We start from the raw sequence: 14,622 nt of genomic DNA, 5'->3' as shown, positions 1-14,622 counted from the left end.
TTGTCCGATGATGGTGATAAACTGAAAACATTGGCGTTTTGAATCGCATGGGGGAGAGTGGTTGTTGATGAAAAAGCTGCTTGAGGAGCTGTCCCGCGAAAAAATCGTGGCGATCATCCGCGGCATCGATGAAGCGAACGGAGACCGTACGGCGAAGGCGCTGGCAGACGGAGGGATCGTGTTCCTGGAGGTTACGCTCAATACGGACGGCGCGCTCGGGATGATCTCCCGCTTCCGCGAAGGATACGCGGGCAGGCTTCGGATCGGCGCCGGCACGGTGCTGGACATCGGGCAAGCCAAGGAAGCGGTGGCGGCGGGAGCGGAATATCTTATCTCTCCTAACTTGGACGAAGAGATCGTCTATTACGGCGCCGAGAACGGCATCGAGGTGTGGCCGGGCACGATGACGCCAACCGAGATCGTCAAGGCTTACAAGGCCGGCGCTTCGGGTGTCAAAGTATTTCCGTTCGCCTCGCTTGGCGCGGGATATCTCAAGGAAATCCGCGCGCCGCTCAACCATATTCCGATGATCGCGACGGGCGGCGTCAATCTGGGCAATATACAATCCGTATTCGACGCCGGAGCGGTGGCGGTCGGCTTGGGCGGCAATCTCGTCGACAAGCAGTTGATCGCCGAAGGCCGGTTCGACGAGCTGACAGAACGTGCTCGCGCGTTCGCCGACGCTGTACGCGAAGGAGCGGGAGCATGAGCGCGAACTGGGCGGACGTCGTCACGATCGGCGAAAGCATGGTGCTGATGCAGCCGATGCACGACGGACCGCTGGCCTACGCCCCGCTATTCACGCGTTCCGTCGCCGGCGCCGAGTCGAACGTCGCGATCGGATTGTCGCGGATGGGGCTGAAGGTACGCTGGATCAGCCGTCTCGGCCAGGATCCGTTCGGCGATCTGATCCTGTCGACGCTGGCGGGCGAAGGCGTGGATACGAGCCTGGCGGAACGCGACTACAGCCATCCGACGGCGATTTACTTCAAAGAATTCAAAGGCTACGGGGATCCCAACGTCTACTATTACCGTAAAGGCTCGGCTGCCAGCACGCTGACGCAGGAGCATATTCGTCCCGAATGGTTCGCGAATGCCGGCCATTTGCACGTGACGGGCATCACGCCCGCGCTCAGCCACGGCGCCGAGAATGCTGTCAGGGCCGCCATGATCGCCGCCCGCAACGCAGGGCTGTCCGTTTCCTTTGATCCGAATCTGCGCCGCAAGCTGTGGTCCGAGGAAAAAGCGCGTCAGACGCTGCTGTCTCTTATACCGCTCTGCGACGTGTTCATGCCAGGACTCGAAGAAGCCGAGTTTCTGCTCGGGGCGAAGAGCGAGGCCGAATACGGCGCCGACTTCATGGGCATGGGGCCCAAGACCGTCGTGCTGAAGCTGGGCGAGCAGGGCTCCGTCGCTTTTTCCTCGCAGGCCGCCGTCATGGCGGAGCCGCATGTCGTGAAGCGCGTCGTCGATACGGTCGGCGCAGGCGATGCCTTCGCGGCAGGCTTCCTGTCCGCCTGGCTCGAGAACGAGCGCCAGAGCGACAGCCAATATCTCAAGGCCGCGCTCGATCGTGCCAATCTGCTCGGCGCGCTTGCGACGCAGTTTAAAGGCGACTGGGAAGGCATGCCCCGCCGCGAGGAAATGCTCCGTCTGCTCGGCGGCGGCCGCGAAGTGACGCGTTAAAACAAGCACGCCGGCTTCATGCCGGGGGACGGAAATAGCGATGCGCGGCATCGCTATTTCTCTGCGGCGCGTTTTGAAGCCGGCCAAATATCCCAGCGTGCCACCGGTAACTCCCCAGTAACGCTTTTAAACGAAATAACGATGCGCGACATCGCTATTCATCTAATCTGCACGCCCCGACTGGCAGATGCAGCACCACCACACCGCGATTGCCTAGCTGACCACAGTTCCCCTATTTTCGTATAATACGGTGCTCTCCGGCCTGTTCCGGACGGGAAATCCGTTATTTTTCATTTCAGCGTCTCAACCCCACCATTTTAGCGCCAATAACGGCTCCTGAGTCCATTTCCCCGAGGAAATCGCTGTTTACTGTGAAATAACGTATTCTGTGTCCACGCATACTGCTGTGAAAGCGAAGCGCGCAATCGAAGCCATTTCGGGCCTCATACGCCTGACCGACCGGATTACCGCGTTTTTTATTCGTAAAGTTGCCTGAATTTGTCCGGCGGCAATCCGGTTTTGCGCCTGAAAGTGGCGACGAAGTGGCTCGTGTCGCGGAAGCCCGCGAGCGTTGCGATCCGGGAGACCGTCTCCTGCGGGCGTCCGATCAGCATTTCTTTTGCTTTGCGGATGCGCAGCTCGATGAAGTAGTTGTAGGGGGATTGGCCGAACGCCCGTCTGAACAGTTCGTTCATCGTACTGGGCGGCATGCCGAGCACCGAGCGCATATCGGTCAGCCCGGCGTCGGGATCGTCGTAATGCCGTTCCATCCATTCGATTAGCGGACGCAGCCGCCAGGACGCGCGGTCGACCGAGTCCTGCCTGCCCGACTTGCCATGCCGCCGGAGCGTCAGCAGGAAACGGTAAGCGTCGGCGGACGCCTCCAAGCCGAACGGATCAGCATCGGATTCGATCCGATCGAGCATCTTCTCCAGATAGTCGGCCAGCGGCGAAGCTTGCTCCCAGCGAATAGGCGCCGGCTCGATGAGCCCGAGCGCGATCAGCATCGTTGCGGCAGCGCTTCCGCCAAACGTCAAATAAGCCGTCTCCCATTCCTCCGAGGCAGGCTCGTAGACATGCGGCGCTTCGGGCGGCACCAAAATGCCCGAGCCGGCAGGCAGGCTGTACTTGTGGCTGTCGACGGAAAAAGCGCCTTCTCCGCCAAGCGTTTGCAGCCAGTGGTAAAAGGGGTAACCGGTGGGACGGGCTATTTTTCCCGCCTCGCGCACCGTTCCGATCGTCTCGACGAACAGCGGGAGCTGGCCTGTCTGCCCGGAGGGGATCGCGAATCTTCTATACGTTCGCATGGGGGAAGCACATCCCTGTTGTTTTATTATATCGAATCGGGAGAAGATTATATTTAGCAGGACTTCGGACTGCGATAATATGAAGATATAATTATATGATAAAGGATGTGCGCGCACATGATCAACGATAAGCTGCCGAAAATCTGGTATGGCGGAGACTATAATCCGGAGCAATGGGACGCGGAAACTTGGGCCGAGGACGATCGCATGTTCAAGCTTGCCGGCATCGACGTAGCTACAGTCAACGTCTTCTCTTGGGCGCTGATCCAACCGGACGAAAACACCTACGACTTCGCTTGGCTTGACGAAACGATCGACCGACTGTACCGGAACGGCGTTTACGTCTGTCTGGCCACGGGTACCGGTGCGCATCCGGCTTGGATGGCACGCAAATATCCCGAGGTTACGCGAGTCGACTACCAAGGGCGCAAGCGTAAGTTCGGCGGCCGGCACAATTCCAATCCGAACAGCCATGTTTACAGACAATTTGCCAGGACGCTTGCCGGCAAGCTCGCCGAGCGTTACAAGGGCCATCCGGCCGTTCTGATCTGGCACGTATCCAACGAATACGGCGGCTACGACTACAGCGAGCAATCCGAAGCGGCTTTCCGGGAGTGGCTGAAGTCGCGCTACGGCACGCTCGAGGCGCTCAACAAGGCTTGGAACACGCGGTTTTGGGGGCACACGTTTTACGACTGGGATGAAATCGTGCTTCCGAATGCGCTGAGCGAGGAGTGGGACGGCAACCGAACGAACTTCCAGGGCATCTCCCTCGATTTTCGGCGATTCATGTCCGACAGCCTCCTGGAATGCTATCGCATCGAATACGACGAGATCAAGAAGCATACCCCGCACCTGCCGATTACGACGAACCTGATGGGGCTATATCCGGAACTGGATTACTTTAAGTGGGCGCCATATCTGGACGTTATCTCCTGGGATAACTATCCGTCGCTCGATACGCCGGTCAGCCTGACAGCGATGACGCACGATCTGATGCGCGGCTTGCGGCAGGGCCAGCCCTTCATGCTGATGGAGCAGACGCCGAGCCAGCAAAACTGGCAGCCGGTCAATTCGCTGAAGCGTCCCGGCGTGATGCGTTTGTGGAGCTACCAGGCGGTCGCGCGCGGAGCGGATACCGTCATGTTTTTCCAGCTTCGCCGTTCGATCGGAGCTTGCGAGAAATATCACGGTGCCGTCATCGAGCACGTAGGCCATGAGCATACCCGGGTCTTCCGCGAAAGCGCGGAGCTGGGCGCGGAGCTCGGCCGGCTCGGCGACAAGCTGCTCGACGCCAGAAGCGGCGCGCGCGCGGCGATTTTGTTCGATTGGGAAAATCGCTGGGCGCTCGATCTGTCCAGCGGTCCGACCGTGCATCTGAAGTACGTCGACGAAGTGCACAAATATTACGCTGCCTTGTTCAAGCAGCATATCCCCGTAGACATGATCGGCGTGGAGGACGATCTCTCCGCGTACGACGTCGTCATTGCGCCGGTGCTCTATATGGTGAAGCCAGGCTTCGCCAAGCGGGCGGAAGCGTTCACCGCTGCGGGCGGTACGTTCGTAACGACGTTTTTCAGCGGCATCGTGAACGAGTCGGATATCGTCACGGTCGGCGGCTATCCCGGCGAACTCCGCAAGCTGCTCGGCGTATGGGCCGAAGAGATCGATGCGCTCTTTCCGGATACGAAAAATGCGATCGTCGTTCAAGACGAAGGCCAAGGACGACTATCCGGCAGCTACGAATGCGGCATTCTGTGCGATTTGATTCATGCGGAGAGCGCGCAAGTCGTCGCGACGTACGGCCGCGATTTCTATGCGGGCATGCCATGCTTGACCGTGAATCGCTTTGGCGAGGGAGAGGCTTGGTATGTCGCTTCGAGTCCCGAAGCTTCTTTCCTCGAGGATTTGCTCGGGCAGTTGTGCGAGGACAAAGGAATTCTGCCGCTCGTCAGCGCGCCGGCCGGCGTCGAGTCGACCGTACGGGCGAAGGGCGATGAGCGCTTCGTGTTTCTGCTAAATCATGCGCCTACGCCTGCGGTCGTCAAGTTCGACGTGGAAGGCATCGACCTGCTGACGGGCGCCGATGCGCCGGGACGCGTCGAAGTTCCGGGACGCGGCGTTGCGATCATTGCCGCTCGAAGCTGAGCGGAGAACGAATCGCGAGCGGCGGATAAAAGGTCGTAAAAGGCGGCATGCTAAACCTCGACAGGAGGTGGAAGACATGGCGGATCGTGAACAAGTCGTTGCCGTTCGCAAGAACGGGGATGGCGACATCGTGGAACTGAAGCTGTCTTCGGGCCAAGTGGTAGGCTACAAAGAAGCGCAGCAGATGGCCAAGAACGACCGGATCGAAAACGTCAACGTTTTCCGCGGCCGCGACGGCGACGAGCATCTGCGCTCGAACCCGGACGGCCGGGAAGACAACAATCTCGACAATCTGCCCGGCTTCTAAGGGGAGATGCGCTTCAATAGCGCCGCTGAACCGCTTGCCTCGCAGGCGGCTTCGGCGGCCTTTTGATTTTTTTTGCTTCTTTTTCAAACATGTACATACAAGTGTTGCTTGTATGCGTAACCTTAGGTATTATGATAATGTAAAGGTACGTACAAGTTGAAAACGACATCATTCGCATTTATTTGCTTTTAATCCAGGGAGGTAACGACATGCTTCAAGTGAAGCCTTATACGTTTTGGTTCATCACCGGCAGCCAGCATTTATACGGTCCGGAGACGCTGGAGGAAGTGGCGGCCCATTCGCGGGAGATCGCAGACGCATTGTCCGGGCGCGTTTCCTATCCGGTGGTGTTCAAGCCTGTCGTGACGACGCCGGACGAGATCCGTCGCGTTTTGAACGAAGCTAACGTCGACGAGGAATGCGCCGGCGTCATCACCTGGATGCATACGTTTTCTCCGGCCAAGATGTGGATCGCCGGGCTGACGGAGCTGCGCAAGCCATTGCTCCACTTGCATACGCAGTATAACCGCGACATTCCTTGGGATTCGATCGACATGGATTTCATGAATACGAACCAAGCCGCTCACGGGGATCGAGAATACGGCTTCATCGGCGCCCGCCTGGGCATTGCCCGCAAGGTTGTCGTCGGCCACTGGAGCGAGGAAGGCGTCCTTGCCCGCATCGGCGCCTGGCAGCGCACGGCCGTCGCCTGGAACGAAAGCAAGCGGCTTAAGGTCGTGCGGTTCGGCGACAACATGCGCCAGGTTGCGGTAACCGAGGGCGACAAGGTCGAAGCGCAAATCAAGTTCGGCTGGTCGGTCAACACGCACGGCGTCGGAGACCTCGTTCAATACGTCAACGCGGTAGCAGCCGATGAGGTCGAGGCGCTTCTGGGCGAATACGCAGAGCGTTACGAAATCGTAGAGGCGGGTCGCGCGGAAGGTGCGGTGCGCGACGCGATCGCCTATCAGGCGCGGCTCGAGATCGCGATCAAGCGGTTCCTGGACGAAGGGGGCTTCACCGCATTTACGACGACGTTCGAGGATTTGCACGGTCTCGACCAGCTGCCGGGCCTTGCCGTACAACGTCTAATGGAGCAAGGTTACGGATTCGCGGGCGAAGGCGACTGGAAGACGGCCGCGCTCACGCGCCTGATGAAGATTATCGCGGACGGCAAGGACACCTCCTTCATGGAGGACTATACGTATCACTTCGAGCCCGGCAACGAGCTCGTGCTGGGCGCCCACATGCTGGAGGTGTGCCCGACGCTCGCCGCATCGAAGCCTCGCATCGAGGTACATCCGCTCGGGATCGGCGGCAAGGCCGATCCGGCCCGCATCGTATTCGACGGCAAGGGCGGCAAGGCGTTAAACGCATCCATCATTGATCTGGGCACCCGCTTCCGGCTGATCGTAAACGAAGTGAAGGGCGTGCCGGTGGAACGCGAGATGCCGAAGCTGCCGGTCGCGCGCGTATTGTGGAAGCCCGAGCCGTCGCTCGCGGAGGGGGCGGAAGCCTGGATCTTGGCAGGCGGCGCGCACCACACCGTTTACTCGTTCGTCGTCACGACGGAGCAACTGCTCGACTTTGCCGAGCTGGCCGGCATCGAGGCGGTCGTTATCGACGCTTCGACGAATACGAGGCAGCTTAAAAACGAACTGCGCTTCGGCCAAGTCGCCTGGGGGCGTTAATCGATTTCACGACAGCCGTCGGAATGAACGAGATTCCGGCGGTTTTTTTTGCGTTTTCAAATCGTTAAATCGCGTCCCGTACACATAACGGACACTTCTTTGCTGCAATTCCGACACTTCTTGGCTGCAATTTGGACACAAGTTTGCGGACGATTGTCACCGGATAGACAAGAGGATGCGGCGCGTCGAAGTCGAATTTTGTCTTATAGTCTAATTGACAGAATGACGGAGGCTTCGACAATGAACAAACGGATGGGGATCGTGGCGAAGATGGTCGTCGGCATTACCCTGGTGTCGGGTATTACCTATGCGACCAGCGCATTCGTACTGCTTGAAATGAAAGGTGCGTTCGATTTCATGCCTTTCTGGGTATTCGTTCTTTTGACGCTGGCGCTAGGCGTTTTTTGGACGGGGCTGTTCGGCTTTTTCGCGGCCAAGTGGCTGCTGCGTCCGCTCCTCTCGCTGACGTCAGCGGCCCAGGAAGCCGAGAAGGGCAATCTTGGCGTGCGCGTTCTTACGAGCGGCTCGGGAGACGAACTGGCGCAGCTCGGTACGGCGTTCCAAGGCATGCTAGACCGCTTGAAGACGATTACGGGCGGCATTTTGGACAACACGGCGCAAGCGGATCAGCATGCTGCCGAGCTCCAGGGCGCGATCTCGCAGGCTGCGCTCAGGATCGAAGAGATGTCGCAGCACGCCGAGCGGATCACCGGGGGCACGGAGCGCCAATTCGCTTCCGCAGAGGCGATGCAGGCGTCGGTCGAACGGCTGGCCGATGCGGCGCGCGTGGCTGACGAGAGTGCCGCGGCCGCGAAGGACAAGACAGAGCGAATGAACGGGACGGTCATGCGAAGCGAGGCCGTTTTCAGCTCGCTGGTGTCGGGGATGGATCAATTGGCCGAGCAAAACCGCACCGCGCTCGAGATCGTGAACCGTCTGAGCGACAATGCGGACAAGATCGGGTCCATCTCGAACGTGGTTGGAGATTTTGCCGAACAGACGAACCTGCTCGCGCTTAATGCTTCGATCGAGGCCGCAAGGGCCGGGGAGGAAGGCAGGGGCTTCGTGGTCGTCGCGCAGGCCGTCAAGACGCTGGCGGGACAGAGCGGTAACGCCGTCAAGGATATCCGCCAGCTGATCGCGCAGATTCAGGCCGAGGTCGCCGAATGCGTCCGGCATATTCAGCGGCAAGCGCAAGTGGCGGAGCGCGAGTCCGAGCAGGGCAAGGCGTCGGCGGAAGCGTTCGGCATCGTGGCCAGGGAAGCCGCCGAAGTCGGTTCTATCGTCGAGCGGATCGCGGTTCGGATGTCCGAACAAGCCGAACAGGCTGGCCGGGCGCTAGGCGAAGCCCGCAGAGTGGCCGAAGTGGCAGGCGAGATTCGCGGAGGGGCCGAGCAAGTATCCTCCGCGTCGCAGGAGCAGACGGCCGTTATGGAGGAGATCGCGGCTTCGTCGGAGTCGCTCAGGGCCAAGTCGCTGACGCTCAAAGAGCAAGCCTCGTATTTTAACCGATAAACGCATAAAGCGCTCTGGCGGCCTTCCGTGCCAGTCCATTTGACGGGACTGACGCGGGAGGTTATTTTTATCGCTAATCCGGAAATTTTTTTGGAAAAGGCGGATGAAAAGGCATGGATATTCCTCTATAATAAACATAATACAGTTGCTTTATGTGAGGAAAATTGACAAAAATTTGACGCGATTGGCGATTCCGGCGCTTCGTCCGCAAAGGGGGTTCCGTTATGACGACCACTACGGCTTCGGTATCGCAGCATGATCTGTATTTGTACAACAATGGAGAATTGTTTCGCGCTTATCGCGCATTTGGCGCGCATCCTTGCGAACGGGACGGGGAGCGCGGCACGAGATTTGCCGTATGGGCGCCGCATGCCCGGGAAGTCCGGATTGCCGGCGACTTCAACGGCTGGCGCGGAGAGTCGCATCCCCTGCATCTTTCGGGAACGACCGGCGTGTGGCAAGGGTTCTTTGCGGGCATTGGCGAGGGGGCGGCTTACAAGTACGAAATCGTTGACGCTGCCGGCCGCGCTTTCCTCAAATCCGATCCGTTCGCGTTCTTCTCGGAACTTCGCCCGGGAACCGCTTCCGTTGTGGCGAATTTGGATAATTATAGTTGGGGAGATCGTTCGTGGCAGGAGAGCCGCAGCCGGAGCAAGCCCTACGAACGGCCGATGCTCGTTTACGAAGTTCATCTGGGCTCCTGGCGAATCGACGGTCCCGAGCTCTTCTGGTCCTACGAACGGCTGGCGCATGAGCTCGTCGATTATGTCGCGGATAACGGGTATACGCATATTGAGCTATTGCCGATCACGGAGCACCCGTTCGACCGCTCCTGGGGCTATCAGACGACCGGCTATTACTCGGCGACGAGCAGGTACGGCCACCCCGACGGACTCAAAAAGCTGGTGGACCGCTGCCATCAGCGAGGGATCGGCGTTCTCCTGGACTGGGTGCCCGGTCATTTCTGCAAGGACGATCACGGACTGCGCCGCTTCGACGGCGAGCCGCTATACGAGCCGGGCGATTGGCGCGTCGCCGAGAAGCCGCTGTGGGGCACGCTGGCCTTCGACTTCGGCCGGCCCGAGGTTCAGAGCTTCCTCATCTCGAACGCGCTGTTCTGGATGGACGTGTACCATATCGACGGCATCCGGGTCGACGCGGTGGCGAGCATGATCGACCTGAACTTCGACAAACCGCCCGAGATGCACACGAGGAACAAGCGCGGCGGCGGCGAAAATCTGGACGCCCTGTCCTGGATCCGCAAGCTGAACGAAGTCGTATTCCGCTATTATCCCGACGCGCTCGTCATCGCAGAGGATTCCTCGGCCTGGCCGGGCGTGACGGCTCCCGTCTACCTCGGGGGGCTGGGTTTCAACTACAAGTGGAACATGGGCTGGATGAACGACATGCTAAAGTACATGGAGACCGATCCGGCGCATCGTCCGGGGCTGCACAACCTCGCGACCTTCTCGATGATGTACGCATATGCCGAGAACTACGTGCTTCCGCTGTCCCACGACGAGGTCGTGCACGGCAAACGGTCGCTCCTGAACAAGATGCCGGGCGCATACGAGCAGAAGTTCGCGAATTTGCGGCTTTTCTACGGCTATTGGATGACTCACCCGGGCAAAAAGCTGCTTTTCATGGGCGGGGAGTTCGGGCAGTACGACGAATGGAAGGACCTGGGCGAGCTGGATTGGCCGGTGCTCCGCTATCCGCTTCACGATTCGATGCGGCGGTTCACGCGGGATCTCGGATCGTTATACCGAAGCGAGAGCGCGTTGTGGGAGCAGGACCACTCGCCCGACGGTTTTAAGTGGATCGATGCGGATAATGCCGCCCAGAGCGTGCTTTCCTATATCCGGTTCGGCAAAAAGAAAAAATCGCATCTCGTTGCCGTTTGCAATTTTTCGGCGGCCGCGTACCCGGTGTTTCGCTTGGGCGTGCCGGCGGGCGTTTCGTACCGTCTGGCACTGAACAGCGATGCCGCCGACTATGGCGGATCCGGCGCGGCCATGCCCCGCAAGTTCAAGGCGGAGCGGATCCCGATGCACGGCCAGTCCTTCAGCATGGAGATCGTACTGCCTCCGCTGACGTTCCTGCTCTTCGAGCCGGACGCGTCCGCGGAGGACTAGCAAGGCGAGCACATTCTCAAGGAGAGCGGGGAGAGCAGGATGCATAAAAGCGAATGCATTGCCATGTTGTTGGCAGGCGGCGAAGGCCGCCGGCTCGGCGTATTGACCAAGGACCTAGCGAAGCCCGCCGTGCACTTTGGCGGAAAGTACAGAATCATCGATTTTACGCTCAGCAATTGCGTGAATTCAGGGATCGATACGGTGGGCGTCCTGACCCAATACCAACCGCTCGTGCTCAATCAATATCTCGGCATCGGCAGCCCATGGGGGCTCGACCGCAGGGGCGGCGGCATGCACGTCCTGCCGCCTTACGTCCGCTCCAAAGGCGGCACCTGGTATAAGGGGACCGCGAACGCGATTTACCAGAACATGGGCTTCATCGAAGGCTACGACCCCGAGTACGTGCTCATCATTTCCGGCGATCATATTTACAAAATGGATTATGACGAGCTTCTCGAGTCCCATAAGCGCAATCGCGCCGACGCGACGATCGCGGTCATTACCGTACCGTGGGCGGAAGCGAGCCGCTTCGGCATCCTGAGCGTGGACGAAGACGACCGGGTCGTCGAGTTCGCGGAAAAACCGAAGCAGCCCAATAGCAACCTGGCGTCGATGGGCGTCTATATTTTCTCCTGGAAGGTGCTGAAGGAAGCGCTGATCCGCGACGAGGCGACGCAGGGCTCCTCGAACGACTTCGGCAAAGACATCATTCCGACGCTGCTCGAAGACGGCGCGCGCCTGTTCACCCACCGATTCGACGGCTACTGGAAGGACGTGGGCACGATCGATTCGCTCTGGGAGGCCAATATGGACCTGCTGGAGGACGAACCGGCGCTCAACCTCAACGACCGCTCCTGGCGTATTTATTCCGTCAATCCGAACATGCCGGCCCACTACCTGTCGCCGTCGTCGAGCGTCCAGAGCTCGCTGATCAACGAAGGCTGCGTCGTCGAAGGAACCGTCAACCGGTCGGTGCTGTTCCAATGCGTCACGGTCGGCGAAGGGAGCTTCATCGAGGACTCGGTCATCATGCCGAATGCGAAGATCGGCAAAAACGTGCGGATCGTGCGCGCGATCGTCGGGGACGGGGCCGTCGTCGGGGATGGCTGCGTCGTCGGCGGCGTGGATGCCGCGGAGATTGCCGTCGTCGGCAGCGGCGACCGCATCGAAGCCGAAGCTGAACTCGAGGAGGCGAAGTCCTAATGAAACTGCCGCTGATGGGCGTCATCAACCTGATTCACGAGACGGAGGACATGGGGCCGCTCACGAGCGCCCGCTGTCTTGCCACGGTGCCGTTCGGCGCCCGCTACCGCTTGATCGACTTCGTCTTATCCTCAATGGTGAATTCCGGCATGAACAAGGTCGCCGTTTTCGCCCATACCAAGTATCGCTCGCTGATGGACCACCTGGGCTCGGGCAGCAACTGGGATCTCCACAGCAAGCAAAGCGGCCTGTTCGTGCTGCCTCCGTCGATGGAGGACCAGTCCGATTTCGGCAAAGGCGACCTGTACCAGTTTTACCGCCATCGGGATTACTTCGCGCGCAGCCCCGTCGAATACGTCGTCGTCGCCCGCAGCCATATGGTGTGCAACATCGACTTCGCCAAGGTGCTCGAGCAGCACCGCGAACGCGGCTCCGACATTACGGTCGTATGCAAGGATTGGCCGGACGCGGTGACGGGGCTGACGCGCAAGGCGAAGCTGGACGCGGACGGTCGCATCGTCGACATGCAGGATCACTTCGGCAGGCTCGCAAGCGATGTCGTGTCGATGGAGATGTATGTCCTTCGCAAGGAGCTGCTCCTCGATCTGGTCGATACCTCGCTTGCCCAAGGCAAGGATCACTTCGTCCGGCACGCCGTTATGCCGAGACTCGGCGAGCTCAAGGTCGACGCGTACATGCACGAGGGCTTCCTGGGCGTCGTGAACAATATTCCGTCTTACTACAAACATAGCCTCGAGCTGCTGAATCCCAAGGTGTGGAACGAGCTGTTCTTCGAGCCCGGTCCGATCTTCACCAAGGTAAAGGACGAACCGCCTACGCGTTATCGCGCCGGCTCCTCCGTGACGGGCTCGCTCGTCGCGAATGGCTGCGATATCGAAGGGCGCGTGGAGGGCAGCATTTTGTTCCGCGGCGTCAAGGTTCACAAGGACGCGGTCGTGCGCAATTCGATCGTCATGCAAAACGGCGTCATCGGCGAGCACGGCTTGCTGTCGAACTGCGTTCTCGACAAGGAAGTGGAGATCCGCAGCGATCAGCAGCTGATGGGGGCGTCCGACCTTCCGTACATCGCGCTGAAGCGCAAAATCATCTGAGCTATCTGAGCGGCTGAAGGCTCATTCCAATCATCGGAGGTGTTCCATGAACGTTTGGTTTGTGGCGTCGGAAGGCGTCCCTCTCGTCAAGACGGGAGGGCTCGCCGACGTCATCGGGGCTCTCCCCAAGGCGCTCGGCGGGCGCGGCATCGACGTGACCGTCGTTCTCCCCAAATATGGGAGCATACCCGGCTCTTATCTGGAAAACGCGATTTTCAAAGGCTATTACTATATCACGATGGGCTGGCGCAGAGAGTATTGCGGCCTGTACGAGGTCGTGGCGGACGGCGTGCGCTTTCTCCTGATCGACAATGAATTCTACTTTAGGCGGGAGTCGCCCTACGGCTACGGGGACGATGCGGAGCGCTTCGTATTTTTCAGCTTCGCCGCCGTTGAGGCGATGCTGCGCGAGGAGACGTTGCCAGACGTCGTGCATTGCCATGATTGGCAGACGGGCCTCGTGCCGTTTCTGCTGCGCACCAGGTATGCTTACGAGCCGGCCGTGCAGCAGGTGCGGACGGTCTTTACGATTCACAATTTGCAGTATCAGGGCGTATTCTCGCGAGAGCTGCTGCAGGACCTGCTTTCCGTCGGCGACGACGCTTTTACGGGCGACAGCCTGGAATTTTACGGCGCGGCAAGCTGCATGAAGGCGGGGCTGCGCTTCTCGGACAAGCTGACGACCGTCAGCCCGACCTACGCGCTCGAGATTCAGACGGCCGAGTACGGGGAAAAGCTGGACGGCGTCCTGCGCGAGCGGGCAGGCGATCTGGTCGGCATTTTGAACGGCATCGACACGCAATCGTACGATTCCATGAACGATTCGGCGCTTCAAGTGCGTTACCGGGATTCGCTTGCGAAGAAGCGGCAGAACAAGCCGGCGCTGCAGCGGGAGCTCGGCCTTGCCGAAGACGCGGACGCGCCGCTCATCGGCGTCGTCTCCCGGATGGTCGGGCAAAAGGGCTTCGACTTGATATTGGACAGTCTCCCCGCCCTGATGGACGAAGGCGCCCAGCTCGTCGTGCTCGGCTCGGGCGATCCGCACTTCGAGCGCATGCTCGGCGAAGCGATTCATCGCTATCCTGGACGGCTCGCGGGTTGGTTCGGCTTTAACGAGGGGCTTGCGAGGCGGATCTACGCTTCGTCCGACATGTTCCTGATGCCCTCGCGCTTCGAGCCTTGCGGCCTTAGCCAGCTCATCTCGCTGCGGTACCGGACGGTGCCGATCGTGCGGGAGACAGGCGGCCTTAAGGACACGGTCGAGCCGTTCAACGAGTTCGCCGGCACGGGCACCGGGTTTACCTTCGGTCCTGCAAGCGCGCACGATCTGATCTACACCGTGCGCCGCGCGCTTCGTTTTTACCGGGAAGAGCCCGAAGCCTGGAAGCGTCTCGTTAACAACGGCGCAAAGCGGGACTATGGCTGGGGTAGCTCGGCCAAGCAGTACGAACTACTATATAGAGAGCTCGTAAAATAGAGGACGGTCCGCAGCATAGGCGGTCCAATAGGAGAGGGGAA

Annotated in this window: 11 protein-coding genes; 10 read left to right on the top strand and 1 reads right to left on the bottom strand. The window is 59.7% G+C overall.

The window, feature by feature from the left end; genetic code table 11:
* Window positions 1-67 precede the first annotated feature (67 nt).
* A complete protein-coding gene (locus tag ACFOTD_RS12875; RefSeq protein WP_378119282.1) occupies window positions 68-709 on the top strand; it encodes a bifunctional 4-hydroxy-2-oxoglutarate aldolase/2-dehydro-3-deoxy-phosphogluconate aldolase in 642 nt (213 codons plus the stop codon).
* A complete protein-coding gene (locus ACFOTD_RS12870; RefSeq protein WP_378119280.1) occupies window positions 706-1,686 on the top strand; it encodes a sugar kinase in 981 nt (326 codons plus the stop codon). Before ACFOTD_RS12875 ends, ACFOTD_RS12870 begins: the two co-directional genes overlap by 4 nt.
* A gap of 476 nt (window positions 1,687-2,162) precedes the next feature.
* Here ACFOTD_RS12870 and ACFOTD_RS12865 read toward each other — a convergent pair whose 3' ends face one another.
* Window positions 2,163-2,993 (bottom strand): AraC family transcriptional regulator, encoded by an 831-nt coding sequence (locus tag ACFOTD_RS12865; RefSeq protein ID WP_378119279.1) that lies wholly within the window; start codon window positions 2,991-2,993, stop codon window positions 2,163-2,165.
* 117 nt (window positions 2,994-3,110) lie between these two features.
* On the opposite strand from ACFOTD_RS12865, the gene ACFOTD_RS12860 reads away from it, so the two are divergent.
* The 8 genes from ACFOTD_RS12860 to glgA all read left to right on the top strand — a co-directional run bounded on the left by ACFOTD_RS12860 (window position 3,111) and on the right by glgA (window position 14,581).
* Window positions 3,111-5,141, top strand: a complete 2,031-nt coding sequence (locus ACFOTD_RS12860) for a beta-galactosidase (protein WP_378119277.1) — start codon at window positions 3,111-3,113, stop codon at window positions 5,139-5,141.
* 76 nt (window positions 5,142-5,217) lie between these two features.
* A complete protein-coding gene (locus ACFOTD_RS12855; RefSeq protein WP_378119275.1) occupies window positions 5,218-5,448 on the top strand; it encodes a DUF3892 domain-containing protein in 231 nt (76 codons plus the stop codon).
* Window positions 5,449-5,657: 209 nt separating this feature from the next.
* Entirely contained in the window at window positions 5,658-7,139 is a 1,482-nt protein-coding gene (gene araA / locus ACFOTD_RS12850) for an L-arabinose isomerase (protein ID WP_378119273.1), read from the top strand.
* A 240-nt stretch (window positions 7,140-7,379) separates the two neighbouring features.
* Window positions 7,380-8,654: a methyl-accepting chemotaxis protein gene (locus ACFOTD_RS12845; protein WP_378119271.1), complete on the top strand. Its 1,275-nt coding sequence runs from the start codon at window positions 7,380-7,382 to the stop codon at window positions 8,652-8,654.
* Window positions 8,655-8,878: 224 nt separating this feature from the next.
* Complete coding sequence (gene glgB, locus ACFOTD_RS12840; protein WP_378119269.1) at window positions 8,879-10,789, top strand: 1,4-alpha-glucan branching protein GlgB; 1,911 nt, start codon at window positions 8,879-8,881, stop codon at window positions 10,787-10,789.
* 39 nt (window positions 10,790-10,828) lie between these two features.
* Window positions 10,829-11,992 carry a glucose-1-phosphate adenylyltransferase gene (locus ACFOTD_RS12835; RefSeq protein ID WP_378119267.1) on the top strand — a complete coding sequence of 388 codons (1,164 nt, stop codon included), beginning with the start codon at window positions 10,829-10,831 and terminating at the stop codon, window positions 11,990-11,992.
* On the top strand, window positions 11,992-13,104 hold the full coding sequence (glgD, locus tag ACFOTD_RS12830; RefSeq protein ID WP_378119265.1) for a glucose-1-phosphate adenylyltransferase subunit GlgD: 1,113 nt from the start codon (window positions 11,992-11,994) through the stop codon (window positions 13,102-13,104). Before ACFOTD_RS12835 ends, glgD begins: the two co-directional genes overlap by 1 nt.
* A 46-nt stretch (window positions 13,105-13,150) precedes the next feature.
* Window positions 13,151-14,581, top strand: coding sequence for a glycogen synthase GlgA (gene glgA, locus ACFOTD_RS12825; RefSeq protein ID WP_378119263.1), 1,431 nt, complete (start codon window positions 13,151-13,153; stop codon window positions 14,579-14,581).
* Window positions 14,582-14,622 lie beyond the last annotated feature (41 nt).

It is taken from the genome of Cohnella sp. GCM10012308 (genome assembly GCF_042649185.1).
Taxonomy (GTDB): Bacteria; Bacillota; Bacilli; order Paenibacillales; family Paenibacillaceae; genus Cohnella.
The sequence above is the reverse complement of the archived record's forward strand: the minus strand, read 5'-3'. Positions and strand labels throughout refer to the sequence as shown.

Excerpts from the sequence above, each read along its gene's own strand:
- glgB (WP_378119269.1), top strand. The coding sequence starts at position 8,879 with ATGACGACCACTACGGCTTCGGTATCGCAGCATGATCTGTATTTGTAC.
- araA (WP_378119273.1), top strand. The coding sequence starts at position 5,658 with ATGCTTCAAGTGAAGCCTTATACGTTTTGGTTCATCACCGGCAGCCAG.
- glgD (WP_378119265.1), top strand. The coding sequence starts at position 11,992 with ATGAAACTGCCGCTGATGGGCGTCATCAACCTGATTCACGAGACGGAG.
- glgA (WP_378119263.1), top strand. The coding sequence starts at position 13,151 with ATGAACGTTTGGTTTGTGGCGTCGGAAGGCGTCCCTCTCGTCAAGACG.
- ACFOTD_RS12875 (WP_378119282.1), top strand. The coding sequence starts at position 68 with ATGAAAAAGCTGCTTGAGGAGCTGTCCCGCGAAAAAATCGTGGCGATC.
- ACFOTD_RS12870 (WP_378119280.1), top strand. The coding sequence starts at position 706 with ATGAGCGCGAACTGGGCGGACGTCGTCACGATCGGCGAAAGCATGGTG.
- ACFOTD_RS12845 (WP_378119271.1), top strand. The coding sequence starts at position 7,380 with ATGAACAAACGGATGGGGATCGTGGCGAAGATGGTCGTCGGCATTACC.
- ACFOTD_RS12835 (WP_378119267.1), top strand. The coding sequence starts at position 10,829 with ATGCATAAAAGCGAATGCATTGCCATGTTGTTGGCAGGCGGCGAAGGC.
- ACFOTD_RS12865 (WP_378119279.1), bottom strand. The coding sequence starts at position 2,993 with ATGCGAACGTATAGAAGATTCGCGATCCCCTCCGGGCAGACAGGCCAG.
- ACFOTD_RS12855 (WP_378119275.1), top strand. The coding sequence starts at position 5,218 with ATGGCGGATCGTGAACAAGTCGTTGCCGTTCGCAAGAACGGGGATGGC.
- ACFOTD_RS12860 (WP_378119277.1), top strand. The coding sequence starts at position 3,111 with ATGATCAACGATAAGCTGCCGAAAATCTGGTATGGCGGAGACTATAAT.